Here is a 20,950-nt window from a genome sequence, read left to right on the forward strand (position 1 = left end):
ACGATGGGCTCGGCGGGCGGGGTGGGGCGCATCGCCACCATCAGGGCCACGCCAAGGCCCACCAGCAGCGCGCCGCCGCCGAGGATCATCCCCAGCGGCTTTCGGCCCTTGACCGGCGCCTCCTCCACGGAGATGTCCAGCGCCACGGTGGCGGGACCGGAGCCGGCCGCGCCGTGGGGGCCACTTCCGTGGGGGCCGCTTCCGTGGGGCCCGCTGATGGGGCCGCTGCCACCGACGCCGCTGATGCCCGCGCCCGCGAAGCGTGCGCCACTGAAGGCGCCGCTGACGCCCACCGTGGACATGGTGCGGCGCATGGCCTCCATCACCTCGTCCATGGACTGGTAGCGCTCCGGTGGCGTCTTGGCGAGGCACTTCATCACCAGGGCCTCCACCTCTCCGGGGATGCCATGGTTGGGGTAGAGCGAGCCGAAGGCGGGCGGCAGTTCGTTGATGTGCTTGACGATGACGTCGATGCTCTGCGCGGCCAGGAAGGGCGGCCGCCCCATCAGCATCTGATAGAGCACCACGCCCAGGCTGTACACGTCACTGCGCGGGTCGGCGATGTTGCGCGCCTGCTCCGGCGCCATGTACTGCGGAGAGCCCAGGATGATGCCCGCCTGCGTGATGGACGTGTCCTGTGACACGGGCGCCGCGTCGCCGATGAAGGACTTCACCAGGCCGAAGTCGAGCACCTTCACCACGTCGTGGTCCGTCTCCTGATTGAGGACCATGACGTTGGCGGGCTTGAGGTCGCGGTGGATGAGGCCGACCTTGTGCGCTTCGCGCAGCGAGCGGGCGATCTGCTGGGTGATGTTGAGCGCGCGCGGCCACGGCAGCGGGCCCATCTGCGTGAGGAGCTGGCCCAGCGTCAGCCCCTCCAGGTACTCCATGGCGATGTAGTAGATGCCGTCTTCCGTCTTGCCGTAGTCGATGACGGTGACGGTGTTCGGGTGGCGCAGCTTCGCGGTGACGCTGGCCTCCAGGAAGAAGCGCTTCTGGAAGCCCGGGTCCTTGCCCTCTCCGTACTGCGGATTGAGCACCTTGAGCGCCACCAGCCGGTCCAGCGGTGACTGCACGGCCTTGTAGACGCGACCCATGCCTCCGGCGCCAAGCGTCTCCAGGATGCGGAAGCGCTCGTTCAGGACCCGGCCCAGCATCGGGTCCGCGACGTCGGGGGGGGCGCCATTCGTCGGGGCGTTGCTCTCCATCATGACTGCCCCCACCGACCGGTGAGGCACGTGACACGCCGGTCGCACATGAGGGCAGATGCTAACACTGCAATCGTCCACCTCCCAAGCGACCTGCCGGGTTGGCGCAGTGCGCCACCGGCCGAGAATCCGGCTCGGGCGCCACAACGTTTCACAGGTGACACACGTGCGCCGTGCCGTGACTGGGAGTGCGGTGAAAGCCCGGCCCACGCGCATGGACGCGTGCTACGGACACGTAGCGCGGCGGTGGCCGCGTTAGGGTGCGGCCCCGTATGAATGCCCGCCTGTCCGAGCTGCTCTCCGGTGCGCCGCCCTATCCCCGCCGCGTCGTCTGCCTCACCGAGGAGACGACGGAGGTGCTCTACCGGCTGGGCGCGGAGGAGCTGGTGGTGGGCGTGTCCGGCTTCACCGTGCGTCCGCCCCAGGCGCGCAAGAAGCCGCGGGTCAGCTCGTTCCTGGACGCGAACTTCGAGCGCATCCTGGAGCTGAAGCCGGACCTGGTGCTGGGCTTCTCTGACTTGCAGGCGGACATCGGCCGCGAGCTGGCGAAGCGGGGCGTGCCCGTCTACCTGTTCAACCAGCGCTCCCTCGCGGAAATCCTGCAGTCAGTGCGGCTGACGGGCGCGCTGGTGGGGCGGCCCGAGGCCGCGGAGGCGCTGGCCACCGAGCTGACCGCGAACCTGGAGCGGCACGCGGACGCGGCGGAGTCGCTTCCACGCCGGCCGCGCATCTTCTTCGAGGAGTGGCATGAGCCGCTCATCTCCGGCATCCGCTGGTGTTCGGAGCTGGTGGAGCTGGTGGGCGGCGTGGACGTGTGCCGGGAGTCGCGCGCGTCGCAGGGGGCGCAGGGCCGCATCTTCGCGCCGGAAGAGGTGGCGCGGCGCGACCCGGAGGGCGTCATCGCCAGTTGGTGCGGGCGCAAGGCGAAGCGGGAGAAAATCGTCGCCCGCCCCGGGTGGGCCGGGGTCCGGGCGGTGGTGGATGACCAGCTCTACGAGGTGAAGAGCTCGCTCATCCTCCAGCCGGGGCCAGCCGCCCTGTCGGATGGCGTGGACCGGCTGGCGAAAATCGTCGCGGCGGTGGCGCGGGGCGAGAAGCTGCCGCCCCTGCGCGATGGGGAACTGCGCTCCGCGGGGGCCTAGAAGTCCTTCACGCGGTCCGCGAGCGCCGAGTCCTCGACGAAGGCGTTGGAGTTGCCCTGGATGGTGGCGATGCGGCGGTTGCGCTCGATTTCGGCGGCGTCCACCGTGTCGAGCTTGTTCCACGCCTTGAGCGTCGCCTCCTCGTCGTTGGGGATGGCCTTGTTGTAGGTGGCGGAGAAGTAGAACATCGCGCGCGCCACGTTGCCCTTGTGGGCGTCGGGCGGCTCGAAGACCATGTTGCCGCGCGCGTCGGTGCCCAGCTTGGCGCCGTTCTGGCTCCACCGCACGTTGACCACTTCGCCGAACGGGAAGCTGCTGCGCCGGGAGTTGGCCTTGCTGTCGGTGGGGTAGAGGTGGTGCAGGTCGCTCTTCGCCGCACCCGTGGCGCCCTTCGACTGGGGCCAGGTGTGCTCGGTGTTCATCACCGAGTTGTTGGGAATCTTGCCGCCTTTGACTTCGGCGCCCGTGTAGACGCAGACGACGTTGCCGTTCTCGTTCACGTCCAGGCTGGAGAACATCAGCCGGCGGGCCTCGTTGTAGCTGACCACCTTCTTGCCGGACGAGTAGTCCTGGAGCGCGTCCAGCAGCGCACCGTCACGCAGGCCCTCGAACAGGCCACCTTCGGGCTCTTCCGGCGCCTCGGGCTCCGTCACCGGCGTCTGCGGGGCGATGTCCAGGCCCCACGACTTCAGCGTGCCGGTGTCGCCGCGCGCCGCGTCCTGCACTTCCAGCGTCCAGGTGCCCTTCGTGGGCTCGCCCTTGAACGCGGACAGGTCGAAGGCGCCCGTCAGGTCATCCGACGAACCTCCCTTGCGGTTCGACACCACCGCGCTCTTGCCGGACGGCGAGGTCAGCGTCACCTTCAGGTCGCCCCGGTAGGTGTGCTCGATGTCCAGGTTGAGCTTGAGCGACTCCACCGTGGCGTCCTCGGGGACGTCGATGGTGCTCTCGATGGTGGTGTGGTCCTTGATGTCCGCGTTGGGCGTCGTGCTGTGGACCAGCGACGCCGCCCGAGTACCGGCCGTGGCCTTCGGGTGGGAAGCCGCCGCCTGCGTCGCGGTGGGCGTCTGGGGAACGAAGACTGCGCCGAGCTTCGTCAGCATCGAAGGCGTGGTGCCCTCGAGTCCCGGCCGCGCGGGCTGGAACGAGCTGGTGGCCGCGGAGGCGGTCGTCCGAGGGGAGGACGTCGTCTCACGGGCGTTTTCGGTGGTCGGGCGAGCGAGGAGGGGCGAGCGGCGGGGGCCGACGACGCTGGTCATGCCGTCATTATCCACCCAGTGGGCTTCGCGGTTGCTTCCCCCATGTATATTTTCGACGCGACCGTGAAAGCTGGAAATCCAGCGATGTGACAGAGCGCGGCATTGTCCAGGGGCAATGCCGCGGCTCATGACAGGATGCCTTGCGTGCCGCTTTCGCTGCCTGTGTTGCTCGTCGCCACGTTTCTCGCGGCCGCGCCTTCCTCGTCGGAAGCGTCGTCTGACGCGCCGGCGCAGGGGCTCGCGTCGGCCATCGACAACTACGAGGACGCGCTGATTGACGAGGCCCTGGCCCGGCATGGACGGGTGCTGGAGCCGGCGCCGGAGGGCAAGATTCTGGAAGAGGTGTTGGTGGCCACCGAGGACGTGGTGGCCGAAATCGACCCCTTCCCGGACTTCCTCAACATCTTCCATGCCCGGACGCGGGACGACGTCGTCCGGCGCGAGGTGCTGCTCCAGGTGGGGGCGCCGTACTCGGACGTGCTCGCCCAGGAGTCGGCGCGCAACCTGCGCGGGCTGCGCCTGTTCTCCATGGTCCGCCTGGTGGCGGTGAAGGGGCGCACGCCGGACTCGGTGGCGCTGATGGCCGTCACCAAGGACATCTGGTCGCTGCGGCTCAACAGTGACTTCGCGGCGGTGGGCTCGCTGCTCCAGTATCTGAAGCTGCAGGGCACGGAGCAGAACTTCCTGGGGCGCGGCAAGCGCATCGCCGTGGACTTCGTGCTGCGGCAGGACACCCTCAGTCTGGGGCAGAGCTACACCGACCCGCGTGTGCTGGGCAGCCGCTGGTCGCTGAGCGAGTCCATCGCCGTCATCCAAGGGCGGGAGACGGGCAAGACGGAGGGCTCGCGCGGCAACCTCGCGGTGAGCCGGCCGTTGTACTCGCTGTCCACGCCCTGGAGCGCCAGTGCCTCCGTGTCCTGGAACGTGGAGACCAACCGCGTCTACCGGGGCGCGTCCATCTGGCAGTTGCCATTTCCAGGCGGGCCCGCGGTGCCCTACGTCTACCGGACCGAAGAGGTGGTGGGCGGCCTCTCGTACACGCGCTCGATGGGCACCCGCTACAAGTGGAACGTGGGCGGCACCGTGGGGGCCTACCATTACGCCTACGGCGCGCCGCTGGCGTCCGGCCTGTCCCCGGAGCAGTCGGAGTGGTTCAACCGCAACTACCTGCCGCGCGCCGAGGACGCCGGCTACGTCGGCCTGAGCCTGCGCGCCTTCGACGCGCGTTACGAGGTGCTGCGAGACGTGGACTCGTACGTCCTGGCCGAGGACTTCCAGATGGGCCACTGGGTGGCGGCCACCCTGCGCTACGCGCCGCCGGTGTTTGGCGAGCAAAGCCACTTCGTCGAAGGCGGGCTGGCGCTGCGCTACCGCCTGCGGCTGGGGGACTCGCTCACCACCGCCTCCCTGTCGGGCGCCGTCCGCCGGCCGCTGGGGCCTGGGGGCGCGTGGACCAACCGGCGCTGGGCGGCGGAGTTGATTGAGGTGTCGCCCAAGGTGCTGGGCGGGCGCTTCGTGGCGCGCGGGCTGCTGGATGTGAATATCGACGACCTGTTCGACCGCATCCACCTGCTGGGCGGCGCCAACGGCCTGCGCGGCGCGGGCGCGGATGCGTACTCCGGCCGGCGGCTCCTGCTCTTCAACCTGGAGTACCGAAGCCGCCCCATCGTCGTGAAGACGGTGCACCTGGGCGGCGTGCTCTTCTGGGACTCGGGCAGCGCCTTCAATGACCGGCCCGCCATGGTGCACACGGTGGGCATGGGCCTGCGGCTGCTCTTCCCGCAGTTCAACGTCCTGCCCTTCCGCGTGGACTTCGGCTACGTGCTCAACGACGCCCGGCCGCCGGTGGGCAGCCGCTTCTCCTTCGCGGGCGGGCAGATGACGGACGTACGGCCCAACTTCATGGAGACGCCGCTGTAGCGCGCGGCGTGGCTCACGGGGGCTCGGTGCGCAAGAGCTCCCGGAACAGCACCTGGGCCGCGTCCTGGAACAAGTCCCCGGACGCGAGCAGCCCGCCGCAGTGGTGGGGCTCGCGCGCCAGCGTCAGCGCCACCGTCTTTCGCAGCACCGCGTCCCAGAAGGGCTCCGAGTCCTCTGGGAGCAGGAACTCGCGAATCACCTGCCGGGGCCAGGGGAGCACCGTCGTCGGGTCCGCGTCGCTCAGGGACGTGAAGCAGTCCAGGTCCACGTCCAGCAGCACCCGGCCGGCCGCGTCCAGCACGTCGCGCACGGCGTCGCCGGGGGCAGGGCGGCTGTAGGCCTCCGCCGCCCGGTCCACGGTGGGCACCGCCACCAGCCGGTGCGGCCGGCCCCGGCTGTCCACGTAGGTGTCCCCCGTGAAGGCGCCACGGGGGCGGGCGCGGGCAATCAGCAGCGCGTCCCCCACCAGCCCCGCCTCCATGGCCGCGAGGATGTGGTCGTAGTTGCGCACGTCCAGCGCCCAGCGGGCATGTTCATCCAGCGCGCGCAGACCGGCAGTCCGGTCCGGCACGGCCGCGGGGGCCCGGGGCATCACGGTGTCCAGGTGCCGGTCCAGCGTCACCAGCAGGGCGGGGCCCTCCGTGTCACCCAGGGCGCAGGCCCAGGCGGGGAGGGCGAGCCGGTGCGGGTCGAACACGTAGGCGTCTCGGGGGCCACGTCCCCCGCCCAGGCCCAGTCGGATGATGCCGGCCAGGCGCAGGTGCCGCGGGGCGTCGTCTTCCGTTTCCATTGCGTCGGGAATCCTCCAGCACGCCAAGCGTTTGCTCCGGCCGCGAGGCCGCCGAGTGTAGGCTGTCCCGCACCTTTCCACGAAAGGAGCCCCGCCCTTCCCGCGGGGATTCGACGACGCATGCGCCACGTCCTCACCGCCGCGCTCCTGCTTGCGAGCGCTTCGTCCTCCGCCCAGGAGCAGAAGCCCCTGACCATGTCCAAGACGCAGCGGTCGCAAGACCCCTTCCTGCGCCAGTTCTCGGAGACGCGCCGCTTCATGAGCGGCCGGCCCGGCGGTGTGCGCATCTCCCCCGACGAGAAGAGCATCCTCTTCCTGCGCACCCAGCCCACGTCCAACGTGCAGACGCTCTACGCGTTCGACGTGGAGAGCGGGCAGACGCAGGAGCTACTCACCCCCGAGGCCATCCTCAAGGGCGCCGAGGAGACGCTCACCCCCGAGGAGAAGGCCCGTCGTGAGCGCATGCGCGTCAGCGCCCGGGGCTTCACCAGCTATCAGGTGTCCGAGGACGGCAATCGGCTGCTGGTGCCCCTGTCCGGCCGCCTCTACGTGGTGGACCGCGCCAGCGGCAAGGTGACGGAGCTGAAGACGGGCCCGGGCACGTTGGATCCGCGCTTCTCCCCGGACGGCAAGCAGGTGTCCTACGTGCGGGAACACGACGTGTACCGCATCGACGTGGCCGCCAACCGCGAGCAGCGCGTCACCAAGGGCGGCACCGAGGCGAAGTCGCACGGCGTGGCCGAGTTCGTCGCCCAGGAGGAGATGGGGCGCTTCACCGGCTACTGGTGGAGCCCGGACGCGAAGTCCATCGCGTACACGGAGGCGGACACGACGGAGGTGGAGAAGCTCACCATCGTCGACGTGATGCACCCCGAGCGCGGCGGCGAGGACTTCGCGTACCCGCGCCCCGGCAAGGCCAACGCCAAGGTGCGCCTGGGCATCACCCCCGTCACCGGTGGGAAAACCGTGTGGGCGCAGTGGGATGCGGCGAAGTACCCGTACCTGGCCACCGTGACGTGGCCCAAGGGCGGTCCGCTCACCGCGCTGGTGCAGAACCGGGAGCAGACCGAGCAGAAGCTGCTCGCGGTGGACCCGCGCACGGGCAAGTCGCGGGAGCTGCTGACGGAGCAGGACGCCGCCTGGCTCAACCTGGAGCAGGTCTTCCCGCTGTGGCTGGAGGATGGCAGCGGCTTCCTCTGGTACACGGAGCGCAACGGCGGCCCGGAGGTGGAGCTGCGCAAGGCGGACGGCGCGCTGGTGCGCACCCTGGTGAAGCCGGACGCGGGCTTCCGCTCGCTGGCGCGCTACATCCAGAAGGATGACACGCTCTACTTCAACGGCGGCCCCAACCCCACGCAGAGCCACCTGTGGCGCGTGAAGGCCGGTGGCGCGCCGGAGAAGGTGACGACGGGGCTCGACATCGAGTCGGGCTCGGTGTCCAAGAGCGGCGGGCTGATGGTGATGAATGGCCAGGGCCTCAAGTCCATGCCCAAGGTGCAGGTGGTGCGCGGCGACGGAACCACCGTGGGCGAGCTGCCCTCGGTGGCGAAGGAGCCGCCCTACACGCCCAACGTGGAGCAGCGGCAGGTGGGCCCCGAGCGCTTCTGGACGTCCCTGGTGCGCCCGCGCGACTTCAAGCCCGGCAAGAAGCTGCCCGTCATCGTCGAGGTGTACGGCGGCCCCACCACCACCGTGGTCCACAAGAGCATGGCCGCGCACCTGATGTCGCAGTGGGTGGCGGACCAGGGCTTCCTCGTGGTGAAGATTGACGGCCGCGGCACCCCGCTGCGCGGCGCGAAGTGGGAGCGCGAGGTGAAGGGCGACTTCTCCGGCGTCACGCTGGAGGACCAGGTCGCCGCGCTCCAGGCGCTGGCCAAGGAAGTCCCGGAGCTGGATTTGTCCCGCGTGGGCATCTCCGGCTGGAGCTTCGGCGGGTACATGTCCGCGCTGGCCGTGCTCAAGCGCCCGGACGTCTTCAAGGCCGGCGTGGCCGGCGCCCCGGTGGTGGACTGGCTGGACTACGACACCCACTACACCGAGCGCTACCTGGGCGTGCCGCAGCAGAGCCCGGAGGCCTACGAGAAGAGCTCGCTGCTCACGTACGCGAAGCAGGACAAGCCCATGGGCAAGCTGCTGCTCATCCACGGCACCGCGGACGACAACGTCTACTTCTTCCACACGCTGAAGTTGAGCGACGCGCTCTTCCGCGCCGGGAAGCCGCATGACCTGCTGCCGCTGAGCGGCCTGACGCACATGGTGCCCGACCCGCTCGTCACCGAGCGCCAGTGGGAGCGCGTCATGGACCACTTCAAGCGCAACCTGTAGGCCGCGCGGCCCCAGGGCTTGAAAAACCAGAGGCCCGGTCCCCAGGTGGTGGGGCCGGGCCTCTTGTCATCGGCCAGTCCGGAGGGAGTGGCTGACGGACGCGTTAGCCGGCGGCGCGGACGTTCTGCGCCTGGAGGCCCTTGGGGCCACGGGTGACTTCGAACTCCACCTTCTGGCCTTCGGCCAGGGTGCGGAAGCCGTCCATGTTGATGGCGGTGTGGTGGCAGAACACGTCTTCACCGCCGCCGTCCTGGGTGATGAAGCCAAAGCCCTTCGCGTCGTTGAACCACTTCACGGTACCGGTTGCCATTGCACGTCCTTCAGTCTTGCGGGGCGGCGCGAGGAGAGCCGCCCGTTCTTCCCGCCCCCCGACAACCGGGAGACACGCCCAGTTGTAGTGAAACGGCCGGCTGGAAGTCCAGCCGGCCGCCCGGAATGCAAGTCTTGCCCGGATGCCGGGCCTGAAGTCAGACGTCCAGGAGCAGCCGCTCCGGGTCCTCGATGCACTCCTTCACGCGCACCAGGAACTGAACGGCCTCGCGGCCGTCGACCAGCCGGTGGTCGTAGGTGAGCGCGATGTACATGATGGGCCGAATCACGACCTGGCCGTCGCGGGCCACGGGGCGTTCGACGATGTTGTGCATGCCCAGGATGCCCGTCTGCGGCGGGTTGAGGATGGGCGTGGACAGCATGGAGCCGAAGATGCCGCCGTTGGTGATGGTGAAGGTGCCACCCTGGAGGTCGGCCAGGGCCAGCTTGTCATTGCGCGCCTTGGTGCCCAGCTCGCCCACGGACTTCTCCAGCTCCGCCAGGCCCTGCTTGTCCGCGTTGCGCACCACCGGCACCACCAGACCGCGGCTGCCGCTGACGGCCACGCCGATGTCGTAGTAGTGCTTGAAGATGACGTCCTCACCGTCAATCTCCGCGTTGATTTGCGGGAAGGCCTTGAGGGCCTCGACGGAGGCACGGATGAAGAAGCTCATGAAGCCGAGCTTCACGCCGTGCTTCTGCTGGAACTTGTCGTTGTACTTCTTGCGCAGGGCCATCACCTCGCCCATGTCCACCTCGTTGAAGGTGGTGAGCATGGCGGCGGTGGACTGGGCCTGGATGAGGCGCTCGGCCACGCGCTTGCGCAGCGGCGTCATCCGCACGCGCTCCTCGCGGGCGGCGTTCGGGCGGGGGCCGGCGGGCTGCGCCGGGGCGGCGGGCGTGGCCGGGCGGTTGAGCTGACCCAGCACGTCGTCCTTGTGCACGCGGCCACCGGCGCCGCTGCCCTTCACCTGGGAGATGTCCAGCCGGTTCTCCTCGGCCACCTTGCGCGCGGTGGGCGTGGAGCGCGCGTCGGACGCCGCGGGCACCTCGGCGGCGGGAGCGGGCGCGGCGGCCGGAGCCGGAGCGGCGGCGGGCCTGGCGGCGGGAGCGCCGGCGCCTGCCTCGAGGAGGCCGAGCACCTCGCCCACGCGGACCTTGTCGCCCTCCTTGAAGGCGATGCTGGACAGCGAGCCAGCGGACGGGGCCGGCACGTCGATGGTGACCTTGTCGGTCTCCAGGACGACGAGCGGCTCGTCGGCGGTGACGGCGTCACCCGGCTTCTTGTTCCACTTGCCGACGACGGCTTCGGTGATGGATTCGCCCAGGGGGGGCACTTTGATTTCAACGGCCATTTCTGGTCCCTCGGAGGATGGCTTCCTCGATGATGAGCTGCTGCTCGTATTCGTGCGTCTTGGGGAAGCCCGTGGCGGGGCTGGCGGCTTCGGCGCGACCGATGTAGCCGATCTTCACCTGCTGCTTCGACTGCGTGGAGGCCAGGTCGTGCAGGCGGGGGAACATGAAGTGCCACGCGCCAGCGTTGCGCGGCTCTTCCTGCACCCACAGGAGCTCGGCGAGCTTCGGCATCTTCGCGATGAGCCCCGCCAGCACGTCGGAGGCGAACGGGTAGAGCTGCTCCAGCCGGACGATGGCGATGCTCTCGTCCTTGCGCTCGTCCCGCGCCTTCACCAGGTCGTAGTACACCTTGCCGCTGCACAGCAGCAGCCGCGTCACGCCCGCCGGGTCCACCCGGTCCAGGATGACTTCCTGGAAGGTGCCCGTGGCCAGCTCCTCCACCTTGCTGGTGGCCTCCGGCCGGCGCAGCAGGCTCTTGGGCGACATGATGACCAGCGGCTTGCGCACCGGGCGCAGCACCTGGCGGCGCAGCAGGTGGAAGATCTGCGCGGGCGTCGTGGGGTAGCAGACCTGGATGTTGTCCTCGGCGCACAGGTCCAGGAAGCGCTCCAGACGCGCGCTGGAGTGCTCCGGGCCCTGGCCTTCGTAGCCGTGCGGCAACAGCAGGGTGAGGCCGCTGAGACGGCGCCACTTGCTCTCACCGGCGGCGATGAACTGGTCGATGATGATCTGCGCGCCGTTGCCGAAGTCGCCGAACTGCGCTTCCCAGGCCGTCAGACCGTCCGGCACGTCCAGGCTGTAGCCGTACTCGAAGCCGAGCACGCCCATCTCCGACAGCGGGCTGTTGTAGATGTGGAAGCCGTTCCTGCCCGTGCCGCTGATGAACTGGCGCAGCGGGACGAACTTCTCGCCCGTCTTCACGTCGTGCACCACCGCGTGGCGGTGGCTGAAGGTGCCGCGCTCGCAGTCCTGGCCGGTGATGCGGATGTTGTAGCCCTCGGAGAGCAGCGTGGCGTAGGCCAGCGACTCGCCCTCGCTCCACTGCAGCTCGCCGCTGTCCAGCATGCCCAGGCGCTTCTTGATGACGGTGCGCTCCACGTCGCGGTGGACGTTGAATCCCTCCGGCAGCGTGGACAGCTTGCGCAGCGCATCACACAGCACCTGCTTGTCCACCGCGGTGGATACGTCCGGCGCGCTCTTCAGCGCGCCGCCCTGGTAGGGCTTCCACAGGCCTTCCAGCGCGCTGGGTTCCTTGAACTGGCTCTCCTGGCGCGCGCGGGTGAGCGCCGCGTCGAACTCCTGCTGGCAGCGCTGCTTGATGGCCTCCGACTCCTCAGCCGGAATCTTGTTCTGCTCCGCCAGCTTCGCCGCGTAGAGCGTGCGCACCGTCGGGTGCTTGCGGATGATGTCGTACATCGCCGGCTGCGTGAACGAGGGCTCGTCACCTTCGTTGTGGCCGTAGCGGCGGTAGCAGACCAGGTCGATGACGACGTCCGACTTGAACGTCTGGCGGTACTCGGCCACCAGCTTCGCGATGTGGACGCAGGCCTCCGGATCATCCCCGTTCACATGGAAGACGGGGATGTCCAGCATCTGCGCGATGGCGGTGGAGTAGAGCGACGAGCGCGAGTCGTGCGGGTCGGTGGTGAAGCCGACCTGGTTGTTGATGACGACGTGGACCGTGCCGCCCGTGGTGTAGCCCTTGAGGCCGGACAGGTTGAGCGTCTCCGCCACCACGCCCTGGCCGATGAAGGCCGCGTCGCCGTGGATGAGCAGCGGCATCACGCTGGTGCGCTCGGTGTCGCCGCCGCGGTCCTGCTTGGCGCGCACGCGGCCCTCCACCACCGGGTCCACCGCTTCCAGGTGGCTGGGGTTGAAGGCCAGCGACAGGTGCAGCTTGCGGCCCTGGCGCGTGGTGTGGTCCGACGAGAAGCCCATGTGGTACTTCACGTCGCCGCGGCCCAGGTAGTCCTGCGGGTTCCGGGGACCGTCGAACTCGCTGAAGATCTGATCCGGCTGCTTGCCCAGGATGTTCGTCAGCACGTTGAGGCGGCCGCGGTGGGCCATGCCGATGACGATCTCCCTCAGGCCCATGCCGGTGGCCACTTCGCCCAGCGCGTCCAGCATGGGGATGAGCGCCTCGCCGCCGTCCAGGCTGAAGCGCTTGGCGCCCACGTACTTGGTGTGGAGGAAGTGCTCGAAGCCCTCCGCGTACGACAGCTTGGTGAGGATGTGCCGGCACTCGTCCGGGGAGAAGTCGGTGCGGTTCTCGTTGGACTCCATCCGGTGCATCAGCCAGCGGCGGCGCTCGCTGTCGAGCATGTGCATGTACTCGACGCCGATGGTGTCCGTGTACGTGCGGCGCAGGCGCGCCAGCAGCTCCGTCAGGCGCACGCGCTGCTCGCCGAACACGCCATTGGTCTCCACGAGCTGCTGGGCCTCGGCGTCGGTGAAGTGGCTGTCATCCACCAGGGCCACATCCGCCACGTGCGCCAGCGCCGGGCGCGGACGGCCGAGCGGATCCAGCTTCGCGCGCAGGTGGCCGCGCAGGCGGAACGCGAAGATGACGTGGTCCACGCGCGCCTGCAGCGAGATGTCCTGGACGGACTGGCCGGGAGCGGCCACCGGGGCGGGCTGCGGCGCCGGCGCGACCTGGGCCTTGGGCGCGGCGCCCTTGCCGCCTCCCTTGGCCGCCGCTGGAGCCGCTACTGGCTCCAGCAGCCGGGTGCTGAAGATGGGTCGTCCGGCGCCGTTGCTGCGGTCGAAGACCTCCCGCCAGCTTGCATCCACGCTGGCGGGGTCCTCCAGATAACGGGCGTAGAGGCCCTCGATGAAATCGATGTTGGCGCCGGAAAGAAACGTGTCCTGGAAATTCGCCATGGCGTGTCGTCTTTTACTGGATGGGCGCCCCGTTGGGGGGTTTTAGCGGCGCCTTTTGTAGCGCCCGCCCGCTGGCTGATAAGCCGCACCCATTGCCGCGGAGCAGGTGGATTCATGCCCCAAGTGAGTGCAACTTCAACCATTCCGCCCAGAAGGAATGGTAGAGAACGCGTTTCCTGTCTTTCCCCTCCCGCAACGAGGCTGTCTCCATGCTGCTCCAAGGCAAGAAGCTGCTCATCACCGGGGTGCTCACGCCTCAGTCCCTGGCCTACGGCATCGCCGAGCACGCGCTGGCTCAGGGGGCCGAGGTCCTCCTCACCGGCTTCGGTCGGGCCAAGTCCCTCACCGAGCGGAGCGCCAAGCGCCTCAAGCCGGGAATGGAGGTGCTGGAATTGGACGTCACCAACTCCGCCCACTTCCCCGCACTCACGGACGCCCTGCGCCAACGGTGGGACCGGGTGGACGGCGTGTTGCATTCCATTGCCTTTGCGCCCGAAGATGCTTTGGGTGGCAACTTTCTCAACACCCCGTGGGAGAGCGTTCAGACGGCGTTCCGCATCTCCACGTTCTCGCTGAAGGAGCTGTCGGTGGCGTGCCTGCCGCTGATGACGCAGGGGGGCTCCATCGTCACGCTGGACTTCGACAACCGCGTCGCCTGGCCCATCTACGACTGGATGGGGGTGTGCAAGGCGGCCCTGGAGTCCACGGTGCGCTACCTGGCGCGCGACCTGGGCCCCAAGGGCATCCGCGTCAACGCCCTGGCCGCCGGTCCCCTGTCCACCATCGCCGCGAAGGGCATTCCAGGCTTCAAGGCCCTGGAGCGTGGCTGGGGGCAGCAGGCCCCCCTGGGCTGGAGCGCGAAGGACAGCCACGACATGGTGGCCCGCACCGCGTGTGCCCTGCTGTCGGATTGGCTGCCCTCCACCACCGGCGAAATGATCCACGTGGACGGTGGCTACCACGCCATTGGCGCGCCTCCGGTGACGCCGGATGCGGACGAGCTCCCGCCCAAGCCCGCCGGCGAGTAAGGCCCATTCCCCGGGACCATCTGGACCCGGGGGCGTCCCTTCTGAGGTCATCCGATACCTGCCTGCCCGGATGGAAACCGGGCCGGACCGCCCCCTGTTCTCACGTGAGAGCCCTCACGGTAGAGTCTTGAACGTTTCGCAGGACTCTCCGCGCGTCGCGGGGCCTGCGCAGGAGCCGCCGCACAGTGAGCACCCACAGCACCAACGTCTTGCTGGTGGACGACAGCCCGACGGTTCGGAACATCGTCAAGATCTACCTGATGAACCTCAAGGTCTCGACCGTCGAGGCGGACGATGCGACCCGGGGGCTGCAGATTCTCCGGCTGGTTCCGGTGAGTCTGGTCATCGCGGACATCAACATGCCGGGGATGGATGGCATCACCTTCGTCAAGGAGGTGCGCGCCAGCGCGATGCCGCAGGTCCGCTCGGTGCCCATCCTGCTGCTGACGGCGGAGAAGAACGTGGACCTGCGTCAGCGCGGCACCGAGGCCGGCGCCAACGCCTTCATCCAGAAGCCGGTGTCCCACCACGAGCTGACGGAAACGGTCCGTCAGTTCCTCACCAAGGCCTGACCGCCGTGAGCCTGCCGTCCCTGCTGCTCGTCGACGACAGCGACGCGATTCTCGCGCTGGAGCGGGCCATCCTCTCCGGCCACTACACCATCCACACCGCCAGCAACGGCCGCGAGGCCCTGGAGAAGGTGGGGCGCCTGCGTCCGGCGGCGGTGTTGCTCGATTTGTCCATGCCGGAGATGGACGGCGACGAGGTCCTCCAGCGGATGAAGGCGGACCCGGCCACGGCCGACATCCCCGTCATCATCATCTCCTCGGAGAAGTCGCGCGCGGAGGCGTGCCTGGGCCTGGGCGCGGAGACCTTCCTGGCCAAGCCGTTCCGCGCGGACGAGCTGCTGCAGACGGTGGGCGAGGCCATGACGAGCGCGTGGCAGCGGGCGCGCACGGGCTCGTTGTTGGTGCTTCGCGTGACGGTGGGCGAGCTGGAGTTCGCCATTCCGCTGGACGCGGTGCGGGAGGTCCTGCTGCATCCGGCGACCCGGCCGCTGCCCACCGGGCCGGCGTACCTGCGCGAATACGTGGAGGTGCGGGGCGCGGCGCTGTGCGTGCTGGACGTGGCGCGCCGGCTGGGCGTGGAGCACAAGCTGACGCGCGTGGAGCGCATGCTCGTCGTCATCGAGGCGGAGGGCGTGTCGCTGGCGCTCGCCGTGGACACGGTGAAGGACCCCGAGGAGTACGCGGCGGCGGACATCGACCGGCGCGAGCGCGTGGGCGGCGCCGACCATGGCCCGCTGCGCGAGGGGCTCATCGGCATGCTGCGGTCGGGAGGGCGTTCGCTGCCCATCCTGGACCCGCGGGTATTCATCGCGCGGGGGCTCCTGCGGGAGCTGCCCGCGATGCTCGAGGCCGCGGAGGCCGGGCGGAACGCATGAGCGGAGCGCTCGACCCGCGGCTGCTGGCCCGCGCGCGGGAAGTGGTGGCCGGCATCACTGGCTTTCGCAATGACGCCATTGCCTCCGAGGCGGTGGACCGCGTCGTTCGCGCGGAGCTGGCCCGCGGGCGCACCGCGCCCGACTTGCTGGGCGAACTGCTCCATCCCGTCTCCCACCTGGCCACCGCGCTGGTGAAGGCCATCCTGGTGGGGGAGACGTACTTCTTCCGCCACCCGGAGCACTTCCGCTTCATCTCCCACGAGGCCGTGCCCGCGGCGCTCCAGCGGGGTGCCCTGGCCCTGCGGGGCTGGAGCGCGGGCTGCGCGTCTGGCGAGGAGGCGTATTCGCTGGCCGCGTGCCTCCAGGCGTCGCTGCCGCACGGCTTTCCCGTGGAGGTGCTGGGGACGGACATCCACGAGGCCAGCCTGGAGGCGGCACGCCGCGCCACCTACGGGACGTGGTCCCGCCGCGAGTCCGCGCCGCGCCTCTTCCCGCTCTACTCGGAGACGGGCGAGCGCGAGGTCACCATCCTTCCCCCCGTCCGCCGCATCACCACTTTCGCCCAGGCGAACCTGCTGGCGCCGCTGCCCGAGCGCTTCGGCCGCTTCGACTTCATCCTCTGCCGCAACGTGCTCACCTATTTCACTCCCGCCGCGCGTGACGCGGCCATCACCCTCCTGTCGCGCACGCTCAACCCCGGCGGCTGGTTGTTCCTGGGCGCCGTGGAGGTGGACCGCGTCCCCGCGGGCATGGTCCGCGAGGGGCCGCCGGAGCTGCAGGCCTTCCGCCTCCTCACGCAGGAAGAGCTGAACGCCCGCGCCGCCGCCGCGTCCCGCGCCGCCGCCCTCGCCCGTCCGGTGGCGGCGCCGTCCCGCCGTCCGGTGGCGCCGCTGATGCCCGCTCCGGCGCGCGAGGTGCCCGTGGCGCCTCCGCCGCCGCCCACGCGGCTGCACCTGAATGCGCTGGAGCGCATCGAGGAAGGCGACGAGGTGGGCGCGTCCTCCGTGCTGGAGGCCCTGGTCCGCCAGGCGCCGGACTACTTGCCGGGGCTGCTGGAGCTGGCCCTGCTGCGGGAGCGCTCCGGGGCGCGGGAAGGCGCGGTGCCGCTGATGCGCGCCTTGCGCTCGCGCGCGGAGCGGCTTCCTCCTGACCAGCTCGTGGAGGGGCCGGAGGCCCTGCCCGCGCGTTTCTACCAGGCGTCCGCTGACGCCTACCTCAACCAGGGGGCGCTCGAATGAAGGTCACCCCGCGGACGTTGGAAGCGGCCCAGGAGGCCGAGGCGCTCGAGCTGTTGGAGCGGCGCGCGTCCCGCCTGCGTGAGCAGGGGGAGAACACCGTCGAGGAGGCGGTCCACTGGATTGCCGAGTTCCCGCTCGGTGAGGAGCGCTACGCGCTCTCCCTGGAGTCGCTGCGCGCCGCGCTGCCCCTGAAGATGGTGTCGCCGGTGCCGCTGTCGGCGCCGCACGTCGTCGGGGTGCTGCGCTTCCAGGGCCAGGTGCTGGCCGCGCTCAGCCTGGCGTCGCTGCTGGGCGGCCACGGCTGGCGGCAGGACCCGGCGGTGCTGCTGGTGGTGGACCGCGGTGACGGCGAGCTGTGCGCGCTGGACTGCGAGGCCATTCCCCGCCCCACCACGCTGCCCATGAGCGCGGTGGAAGCCGCGCGGGTGCGCGCGGAGGGGGCGGTGATGGAGGTCTTCACGCAGGACCGGCAGCTCATCCACCTCATCGACCTGAAGCGGCTGTTCTCCGCCACGCGCGGCACGGGAGCCCGTCATGCCCGTTGATCCGATGCTGCAGGGGCTCGTCGCGGGCTTCGCCGTCGAGGCCCAGGAAGTGGTCCAGAAGGTCACCATGGACCTGCTGGAGCTGGAGCGCGAGGGCCTGGAGACGGACGCCCTCACCAAGCTCTACGTCCGGCTGGGCCGCCACCTGCACACCCTGAAGGGCAGCGCCGCCTCGCTGGGCATGCAGGACCTGAGCGACATCGCCCACAAGCTGGAGGACGCGCTCGCCCCGCTGAAGGCGAACCCTCAGAAGATGCCGCGGCCGGTGGTGGACATCCTGCTTCACGGCCTGGACCTCTTCCTGCTGCGCGCGCAGGCCCACGCGGACGGGCGTGGGGAGGCGCTTCCGGACCCGGCGGCCGCCCTGGCGCAGCTGGTGGCGGACGCGCCGCCGCCCGAAGAGGCCGCGGCCATGGTCGCCGCCACCGGGGGCCTGGCCGCCGTCGCCGCGCCGGTGCCGTCCGCGGAGCCCGTGCTCGTGCCGGACGCGCTGCCGGAGTCCGCGGACGCGGGCTGGCGCGTGTCGTCGTGGCAGGTGACGGCGCTGATGCGCGAGGTGGAGCGCCTGCGCGAGGTGCGCCTGCGCGTGGAGGAGCGGGGCCGCGAACTGGAGCGGGTGGCCGTGCTGCTGGCGAAGCAGGGGCTGCTGGCGGAGACGGCGGAGGCGCGTACGGCGCTGTCCGGCACCGCGCGCTCGCTGCGCACCGACGGTGAGGAGACGAGTGACATCGTCGACGCGCTGGAGGATGGCCTCAAGGCCATCACCACGCGCCCGGTGCGCACCATCCTGGACCCGCTCCAGCGCATGGTGCGTGATTTGTCCCGTCAGCTGGGCAAGGAAGCGCGGCTGTCGGTGGTGGGCGCGGAGGTGTCGCTGGACCGGCGCCTGCTGGAGAAGCTGCAGGGCTCGCTGGTGCACCTGCTGCGCAACGCCGTGGACCACGGGCTGGAGCTGCCGGCGGACCGCGAGCGCGCGGGCAAGCACCACGAGGGCGCGCTCACCCTGCGCGTGGAGCAGCAGGGCAACCTGCTCTACCTGGAGGCGTCCGACGACGGCGCCGGCATCGACGTGGAGGTGGTGCGACGCCTGGCCGAGCAGCGCGGCGTCGTCACCGCGGAGGAGACGGTGCGCCTCAATGAAAACCAGCTGCGGGACCTCATCTTCCGGTCCGGCTTCAGCACCCGCACGGACGTGACGGACACGTCCGGCCGCGGCGTGGGCCTGGACGCGGTGCGCGCCTCGGTGGAGGCACTGCAGGGCCGCATCGAGGTCGCGAGCACGCCGGGGCAGGGCACGCGCTTCATGCTGACGCTGCCTACGGACCTGGGCAGCTCGCCGGTGCTGGTGGTGCGCGTGCTGGAGCAGCTGGTGGGCCTGCCCATGCTGGCGGTGGAGGCCACGCAGCTGGCGCGCGCGGAGTCGCTGCGCCTGGGCAAGCGCCGGGCGCATTTGGAGTACCAGGGACAGCTGTTGTCGGTGGTGGACCTGGGGGCGCGGCTGGGCCTGCGCGCCCTGGCGCCGCCGGCCGAAGGGCAGCCGCTGTTGATTGTCCAGAGCGGTGGCAAGCGCGTGGCGCTGGTGGTGGACGCGGTGGTGGGGGACCGGGACCTGGTCATCCGCCCGTTGCCGTCGGAAGTCCGCGACGTGCCGGCCTGGCAGGGCGCGGCCACGCTCAGCCGTGGCGAGCTGCTGCTCATCTGCCGTCCGGACTGGCTGGTGACGGAGACGGTGCAGGTGCAGGTGTCGGCGCAGCGGCGGGCGCTGGTGGTGGACGACTCGCTCACCGCGCGGGCGCTGCACCGGGCCATGCTGGAGGCGGGCGGCTTCACGGTGCACCTGGCGGCCAGCGGAGCCCGGGCCCTGGACCGGCTCCAGTCGGACACCTACGACGTCGTCATCTGCGACCTGGACATGGAGGAGATGGACGGCATCCAGCTCATCGCGAAGCTGCGGGAGCGCCCGGAGACGGCGTCGCTGCCCGTCATCCTGGTCTCCGCGCATGACAGTTCGGTGGCGCGCGAGCGGGGCCTGAAGGCGGGCGCGGACGGCTACCTCAGCAAGCGCGAGTGCGCCGCGGGCCGTCTGCTGGCAGAGGTGCTGGACGTCATGAGCCGCCGGGGGAGTCGCGCGTGAGTGTCCAGCGACCCATTCGGGTCCTCGTGGTGGACGATTCGCCCACCATGGCGAACATGCTGACGGCCCTCCTCACGGAGGAGCCGCGCATCGAAGTCGTGGGCCGTGCGGGAGACGGCAACCGCGCCGTGCAGTTGGCGCGCCTGCTGCGCCCCGATGTCATCACCATGGACCTGCTGCTGCCCGGCCTGGATGGACCGGGGGCCATCGCCGCCATCATGTCCCAGTCCCCCGCGCGCATCCTCGTGGTGAGCGCGGTCGCGGAGCAGCGCGGCGTGGACCTGGGCTTCCAGGCGATGAGCGCCGGCGCGCTGGAGCTCATCGGCAAGCCCAACGTGACGAACGCGGAGGAGCTGCGCCGCTGGGGCAAGGAGCTGGCGCACTCGGTGTGCCTCATGGCGGAGGTGCCCGTCATCTCCCGCCGGCCGCGTGCGGCTACCGCGCCGCCGCCGCCCACTGGCGCGCGGGTGGACATCTTCGGCGTGGTGGCCTCCACGGGCGGGCCGCCCGCGCTGGCGGACGTGCTGTCCAAGCTGCCTCGCTCGCTGCCGGTGCCGCTGCTCATCGCCCAGCACATCACCGTGGGCTTCACCCAGGGCATGGTGCGCTGGCTGTCCCAGGTGACGCCGCTGCCGGTGTCCATCGCCAAGGACGGCGAGCGGCTGGAGCCAGGCCGCGTGTACTTCCCGCTGGACGGGCATGACCTGCTGGTGGACGCGGCCGGGCTGGCGCGCCTGCAGCCCAGCCAGGGCGGACCGTGCCCCAGCGGGGATGTGATGCTGACGTCGCTGGCCGCCGCCTTTGGCCGGCGCAGCGGCGGGGTGGTGCTCACCGGCATGGGCGAGGACGGCGCGCGCGGCCTGCTGGCCATCCGCAGGGCGGGCGGCGTCACCTTCTCCCAGGACGAGGCGTCGTCGGTCGTCTTCGGCATGCCTCGCGCCGCGCTGGATGTGAAGGCCACCGACCAGGGCGTGCCTCTGGCCTCGATGCCGGAGCTCATCCTCCAGAGCTGTACCTTCGCCCCCTTCCGGGGCGGACGCCCCGAGGGAGGACCCACCCGGTGAGCTCCTCCTGTGCCTGTTTCACCTGCCCGCCTCCGCGCGGGTGCCGTGCTGACGTCGTTTCCCCGGCGGTGATTCCGTGAGCCTCCCGCAACAATCCTTCGCCTCCCAGTTGTCGCAGCAGTTCCGCCAGTCGCTGGGGCTGGCGCCGAAGTTCGTGCTCGTCACCGCGCTCATCAGCGCGACGGCGGCCACCCTGCTCACCGGTGTCGCCACGCGGCGGCTGGAGAGCGACCTGGCGGACAGCTACCTGGGCGCGGGGCGGCACGTTGCCCGCGGGCTGGCGGTGGCGGCGGAGCAGGGGGTGGCGG

At 70.3% G+C, this 20,950-nt stretch carries 16 protein-coding genes and 1 pseudogene; 11 read left to right on the forward strand and 6 right to left on the reverse strand.

All coding sequences use genetic code 11. From position 1 onward, the window contains the following. A partial coding sequence (locus tag FMQ63_RS33590) for a serine/threonine-protein kinase (RefSeq protein WP_141276914.1) occupies positions 1-1,211 on the reverse strand: 1,211 nt, incomplete at its 3' end. 269 nt (positions 1,212-1,480) lie between these two features. Here FMQ63_RS33590 and FMQ63_RS33595 point away from each other — a divergent pair. Continuing rightward, a complete protein-coding gene (locus FMQ63_RS33595) occupies positions 1,481-2,350 on the forward strand; it encodes a cobalamin-binding protein (RefSeq protein ID WP_011555991.1) in 870 nt (289 codons plus the stop codon). Here FMQ63_RS33595 and FMQ63_RS33600 read toward each other — a convergent pair. Then, the gene (locus FMQ63_RS33600; RefSeq protein WP_011555990.1) at positions 2,347-3,609 is read right to left on the reverse strand and encodes an endonuclease; all 1,263 of its coding nucleotides are present in this window, start codon (positions 3,607-3,609) and stop codon (positions 2,347-2,349) included. The two genes, FMQ63_RS33595 and FMQ63_RS33600, sit on opposite strands and share 4 nt — an antisense overlap. A 135-nt stretch (positions 3,610-3,744) precedes the next feature. On the opposite strand from FMQ63_RS33600, the gene FMQ63_RS33605 reads away from it, so the two are divergent. Then, positions 3,745-5,529 carry a BamA/TamA family outer membrane protein gene (locus FMQ63_RS33605; protein WP_225909500.1) on the forward strand — a complete coding sequence of 595 codons (1,785 nt, stop codon included), beginning with the start codon at positions 3,745-3,747 and terminating at the stop codon, positions 5,527-5,529. A gap of 13 nt (positions 5,530-5,542) precedes the next feature. On the opposite strand, the gene FMQ63_RS33610 is transcribed toward FMQ63_RS33605, so the two are convergent. Continuing rightward, positions 5,543-6,319 carry a UPF0489 family protein gene (locus FMQ63_RS33610; RefSeq protein WP_020478857.1) on the reverse strand — a complete coding sequence of 259 codons (777 nt, stop codon included), beginning with the start codon at positions 6,317-6,319 and terminating at the stop codon, positions 5,543-5,545. A 120-nt stretch (positions 6,320-6,439) separates the two neighbouring features. Between FMQ63_RS33610 and FMQ63_RS33615 the strand changes: the two genes are divergently transcribed. Beyond that, the gene (locus tag FMQ63_RS33615) at positions 6,440-8,644 is read left to right on the forward strand and encodes a S9 family peptidase (RefSeq protein WP_011555987.1); all 2,205 of its coding nucleotides are present in this window, start codon (positions 6,440-6,442) and stop codon (positions 8,642-8,644) included. 103 nt (positions 8,645-8,747) lie between these two features. Here the strand turns inward: FMQ63_RS33615 and FMQ63_RS33620 are convergent, their stop codons facing one another. From FMQ63_RS33620 to FMQ63_RS33630, 3 genes are all read right to left on the reverse strand, one after another. After that, entirely contained in the window at positions 8,748-8,954 is a 207-nt protein-coding gene (locus tag FMQ63_RS33620; RefSeq protein ID WP_011555986.1) for a cold-shock protein, read from the reverse strand. Between the two features lie 157 nt (positions 8,955-9,111). Beyond that, complete coding sequence (gene odhB / locus FMQ63_RS33625; protein WP_011555985.1) at positions 9,112-10,308, reverse strand: 2-oxoglutarate dehydrogenase complex dihydrolipoyllysine-residue succinyltransferase; 1,197 nt, start codon at positions 10,306-10,308, stop codon at positions 9,112-9,114. Then, positions 10,298-13,189, reverse strand: a complete 2,892-nt coding sequence (locus tag FMQ63_RS33630; protein WP_011555984.1) for a 2-oxoglutarate dehydrogenase E1 component — start codon at positions 13,187-13,189, stop codon at positions 10,298-10,300. Before FMQ63_RS33630 ends, odhB begins: the two co-directional genes overlap by 11 nt. 209 nt (positions 13,190-13,398) lie before the next feature. Here FMQ63_RS33630 and fabI point away from each other — a divergent pair, with 209 nt between their 5' ends. The 8 genes and pseudogenes from fabI to FMQ63_RS33670 all read left to right on the forward strand — a co-directional run. After that, a complete protein-coding gene (fabI, locus tag FMQ63_RS33635) occupies positions 13,399-14,217 on the forward strand; it encodes an enoyl-ACP reductase FabI (RefSeq protein ID WP_011555983.1) in 819 nt (272 codons plus the stop codon). Between the two features lie 185 nt (positions 14,218-14,402). Further along, positions 14,403-14,789, forward strand: coding sequence for a response regulator (locus FMQ63_RS33640; RefSeq protein ID WP_011555982.1), 387 nt, complete (start codon positions 14,403-14,405; stop codon positions 14,787-14,789). A gap of 5 nt (positions 14,790-14,794) precedes the next feature. Beyond that, positions 14,795-15,661, forward strand: coding sequence for a response regulator (locus FMQ63_RS33645; protein WP_011555981.1), 867 nt, complete (start codon positions 14,795-14,797; stop codon positions 15,659-15,661). Further along, positions 15,658-16,899: a protein-glutamate O-methyltransferase CheR gene (locus tag FMQ63_RS33650; protein ID WP_011555980.1), complete on the forward strand. Its 1,242-nt coding sequence runs from the start codon at positions 15,658-15,660 to the stop codon at positions 16,897-16,899. Before FMQ63_RS33645 ends, FMQ63_RS33650 begins: the two co-directional genes overlap by 4 nt. Further along, entirely contained in the window at positions 16,896-17,444 is a 549-nt protein-coding gene (locus FMQ63_RS33655; RefSeq protein WP_011555979.1) for a chemotaxis protein CheW, read from the forward strand. Before FMQ63_RS33650 ends, FMQ63_RS33655 begins: the two co-directional genes overlap by 4 nt. Further along, positions 17,434-19,578, forward strand: a complete 2,145-nt coding sequence (locus FMQ63_RS33660; RefSeq protein WP_011555978.1) for a response regulator — start codon at positions 17,434-17,436, stop codon at positions 19,576-19,578. Before FMQ63_RS33655 ends, FMQ63_RS33660 begins: the two co-directional genes overlap by 11 nt. Continuing rightward, entirely contained in the window at positions 19,575-20,642 is a 1,068-nt protein-coding gene (locus tag FMQ63_RS33665) for a chemotaxis protein CheB (RefSeq protein WP_011555977.1), read from the forward strand. The genes FMQ63_RS33660 and FMQ63_RS33665 overlap by 4 nt, the downstream gene beginning before the upstream one ends. 76 nt (positions 20,643-20,718) lie before the next feature. Continuing rightward, positions 20,719-20,950 (forward strand): annotated as a pseudogene (locus FMQ63_RS33670) (methyl-accepting chemotaxis protein); the annotation flags it as partial.

It is taken from the genome of Myxococcus sp. CA005, from assembly GCF_006518205.1.
GTDB lineage: Bacteria > Myxococcota > Myxococcia > Myxococcales > Myxococcaceae > Myxococcus > Myxococcus xanthus.

What these genes read in the sequence shown, in the direction of transcription:
- FMQ63_RS33595 (WP_011555991.1), top strand. Translation starts at nt 1,481, where the DNA reads ATGAATGCCCGCCTGTCCGAGCTGCTCTCCGGTGCGCCGCCCTATCCC.
- FMQ63_RS33600 (WP_011555990.1), bottom strand. Translation starts at nt 3,609, where the DNA reads ATGACCAGCGTCGTCGGCCCCCGCCGCTCGCCCCTCCTCGCTCGCCCG.
- FMQ63_RS33605 (WP_225909500.1), top strand. Translation starts at nt 3,745, where the DNA reads ATGCCTTGCGTGCCGCTTTCGCTGCCTGTGTTGCTCGTCGCCACGTTT.
- FMQ63_RS33610 (WP_020478857.1), bottom strand. Translation starts at nt 6,319, where the DNA reads ATGGAAACGGAAGACGACGCCCCGCGGCACCTGCGCCTGGCCGGCATC.
- FMQ63_RS33615 (WP_011555987.1), top strand. Translation starts at nt 6,440, where the DNA reads ATGCGCCACGTCCTCACCGCCGCGCTCCTGCTTGCGAGCGCTTCGTCC.
- FMQ63_RS33620 (WP_011555986.1), bottom strand. Translation starts at nt 8,954, where the DNA reads ATGGCAACCGGTACCGTGAAGTGGTTCAACGACGCGAAGGGCTTTGGC.
- odhB (WP_011555985.1), bottom strand. Translation starts at nt 10,308, where the DNA reads ATGGCCGTTGAAATCAAAGTGCCCCCCCTGGGCGAATCCATCACCGAA.
- FMQ63_RS33630 (WP_011555984.1), bottom strand. Translation starts at nt 13,189, where the DNA reads ATGGCGAATTTCCAGGACACGTTTCTTTCCGGCGCCAACATCGATTTC.
- fabI (WP_011555983.1), top strand. Translation starts at nt 13,399, where the DNA reads ATGCTGCTCCAAGGCAAGAAGCTGCTCATCACCGGGGTGCTCACGCCT.
- FMQ63_RS33650 (WP_011555980.1), top strand. Translation starts at nt 15,658, where the DNA reads ATGAGCGGAGCGCTCGACCCGCGGCTGCTGGCCCGCGCGCGGGAAGTG.
- FMQ63_RS33655 (WP_011555979.1), top strand. Translation starts at nt 16,896, where the DNA reads ATGAAGGTCACCCCGCGGACGTTGGAAGCGGCCCAGGAGGCCGAGGCG.
- FMQ63_RS33660 (WP_011555978.1), top strand. Translation starts at nt 17,434, where the DNA reads ATGCCCGTTGATCCGATGCTGCAGGGGCTCGTCGCGGGCTTCGCCGTC.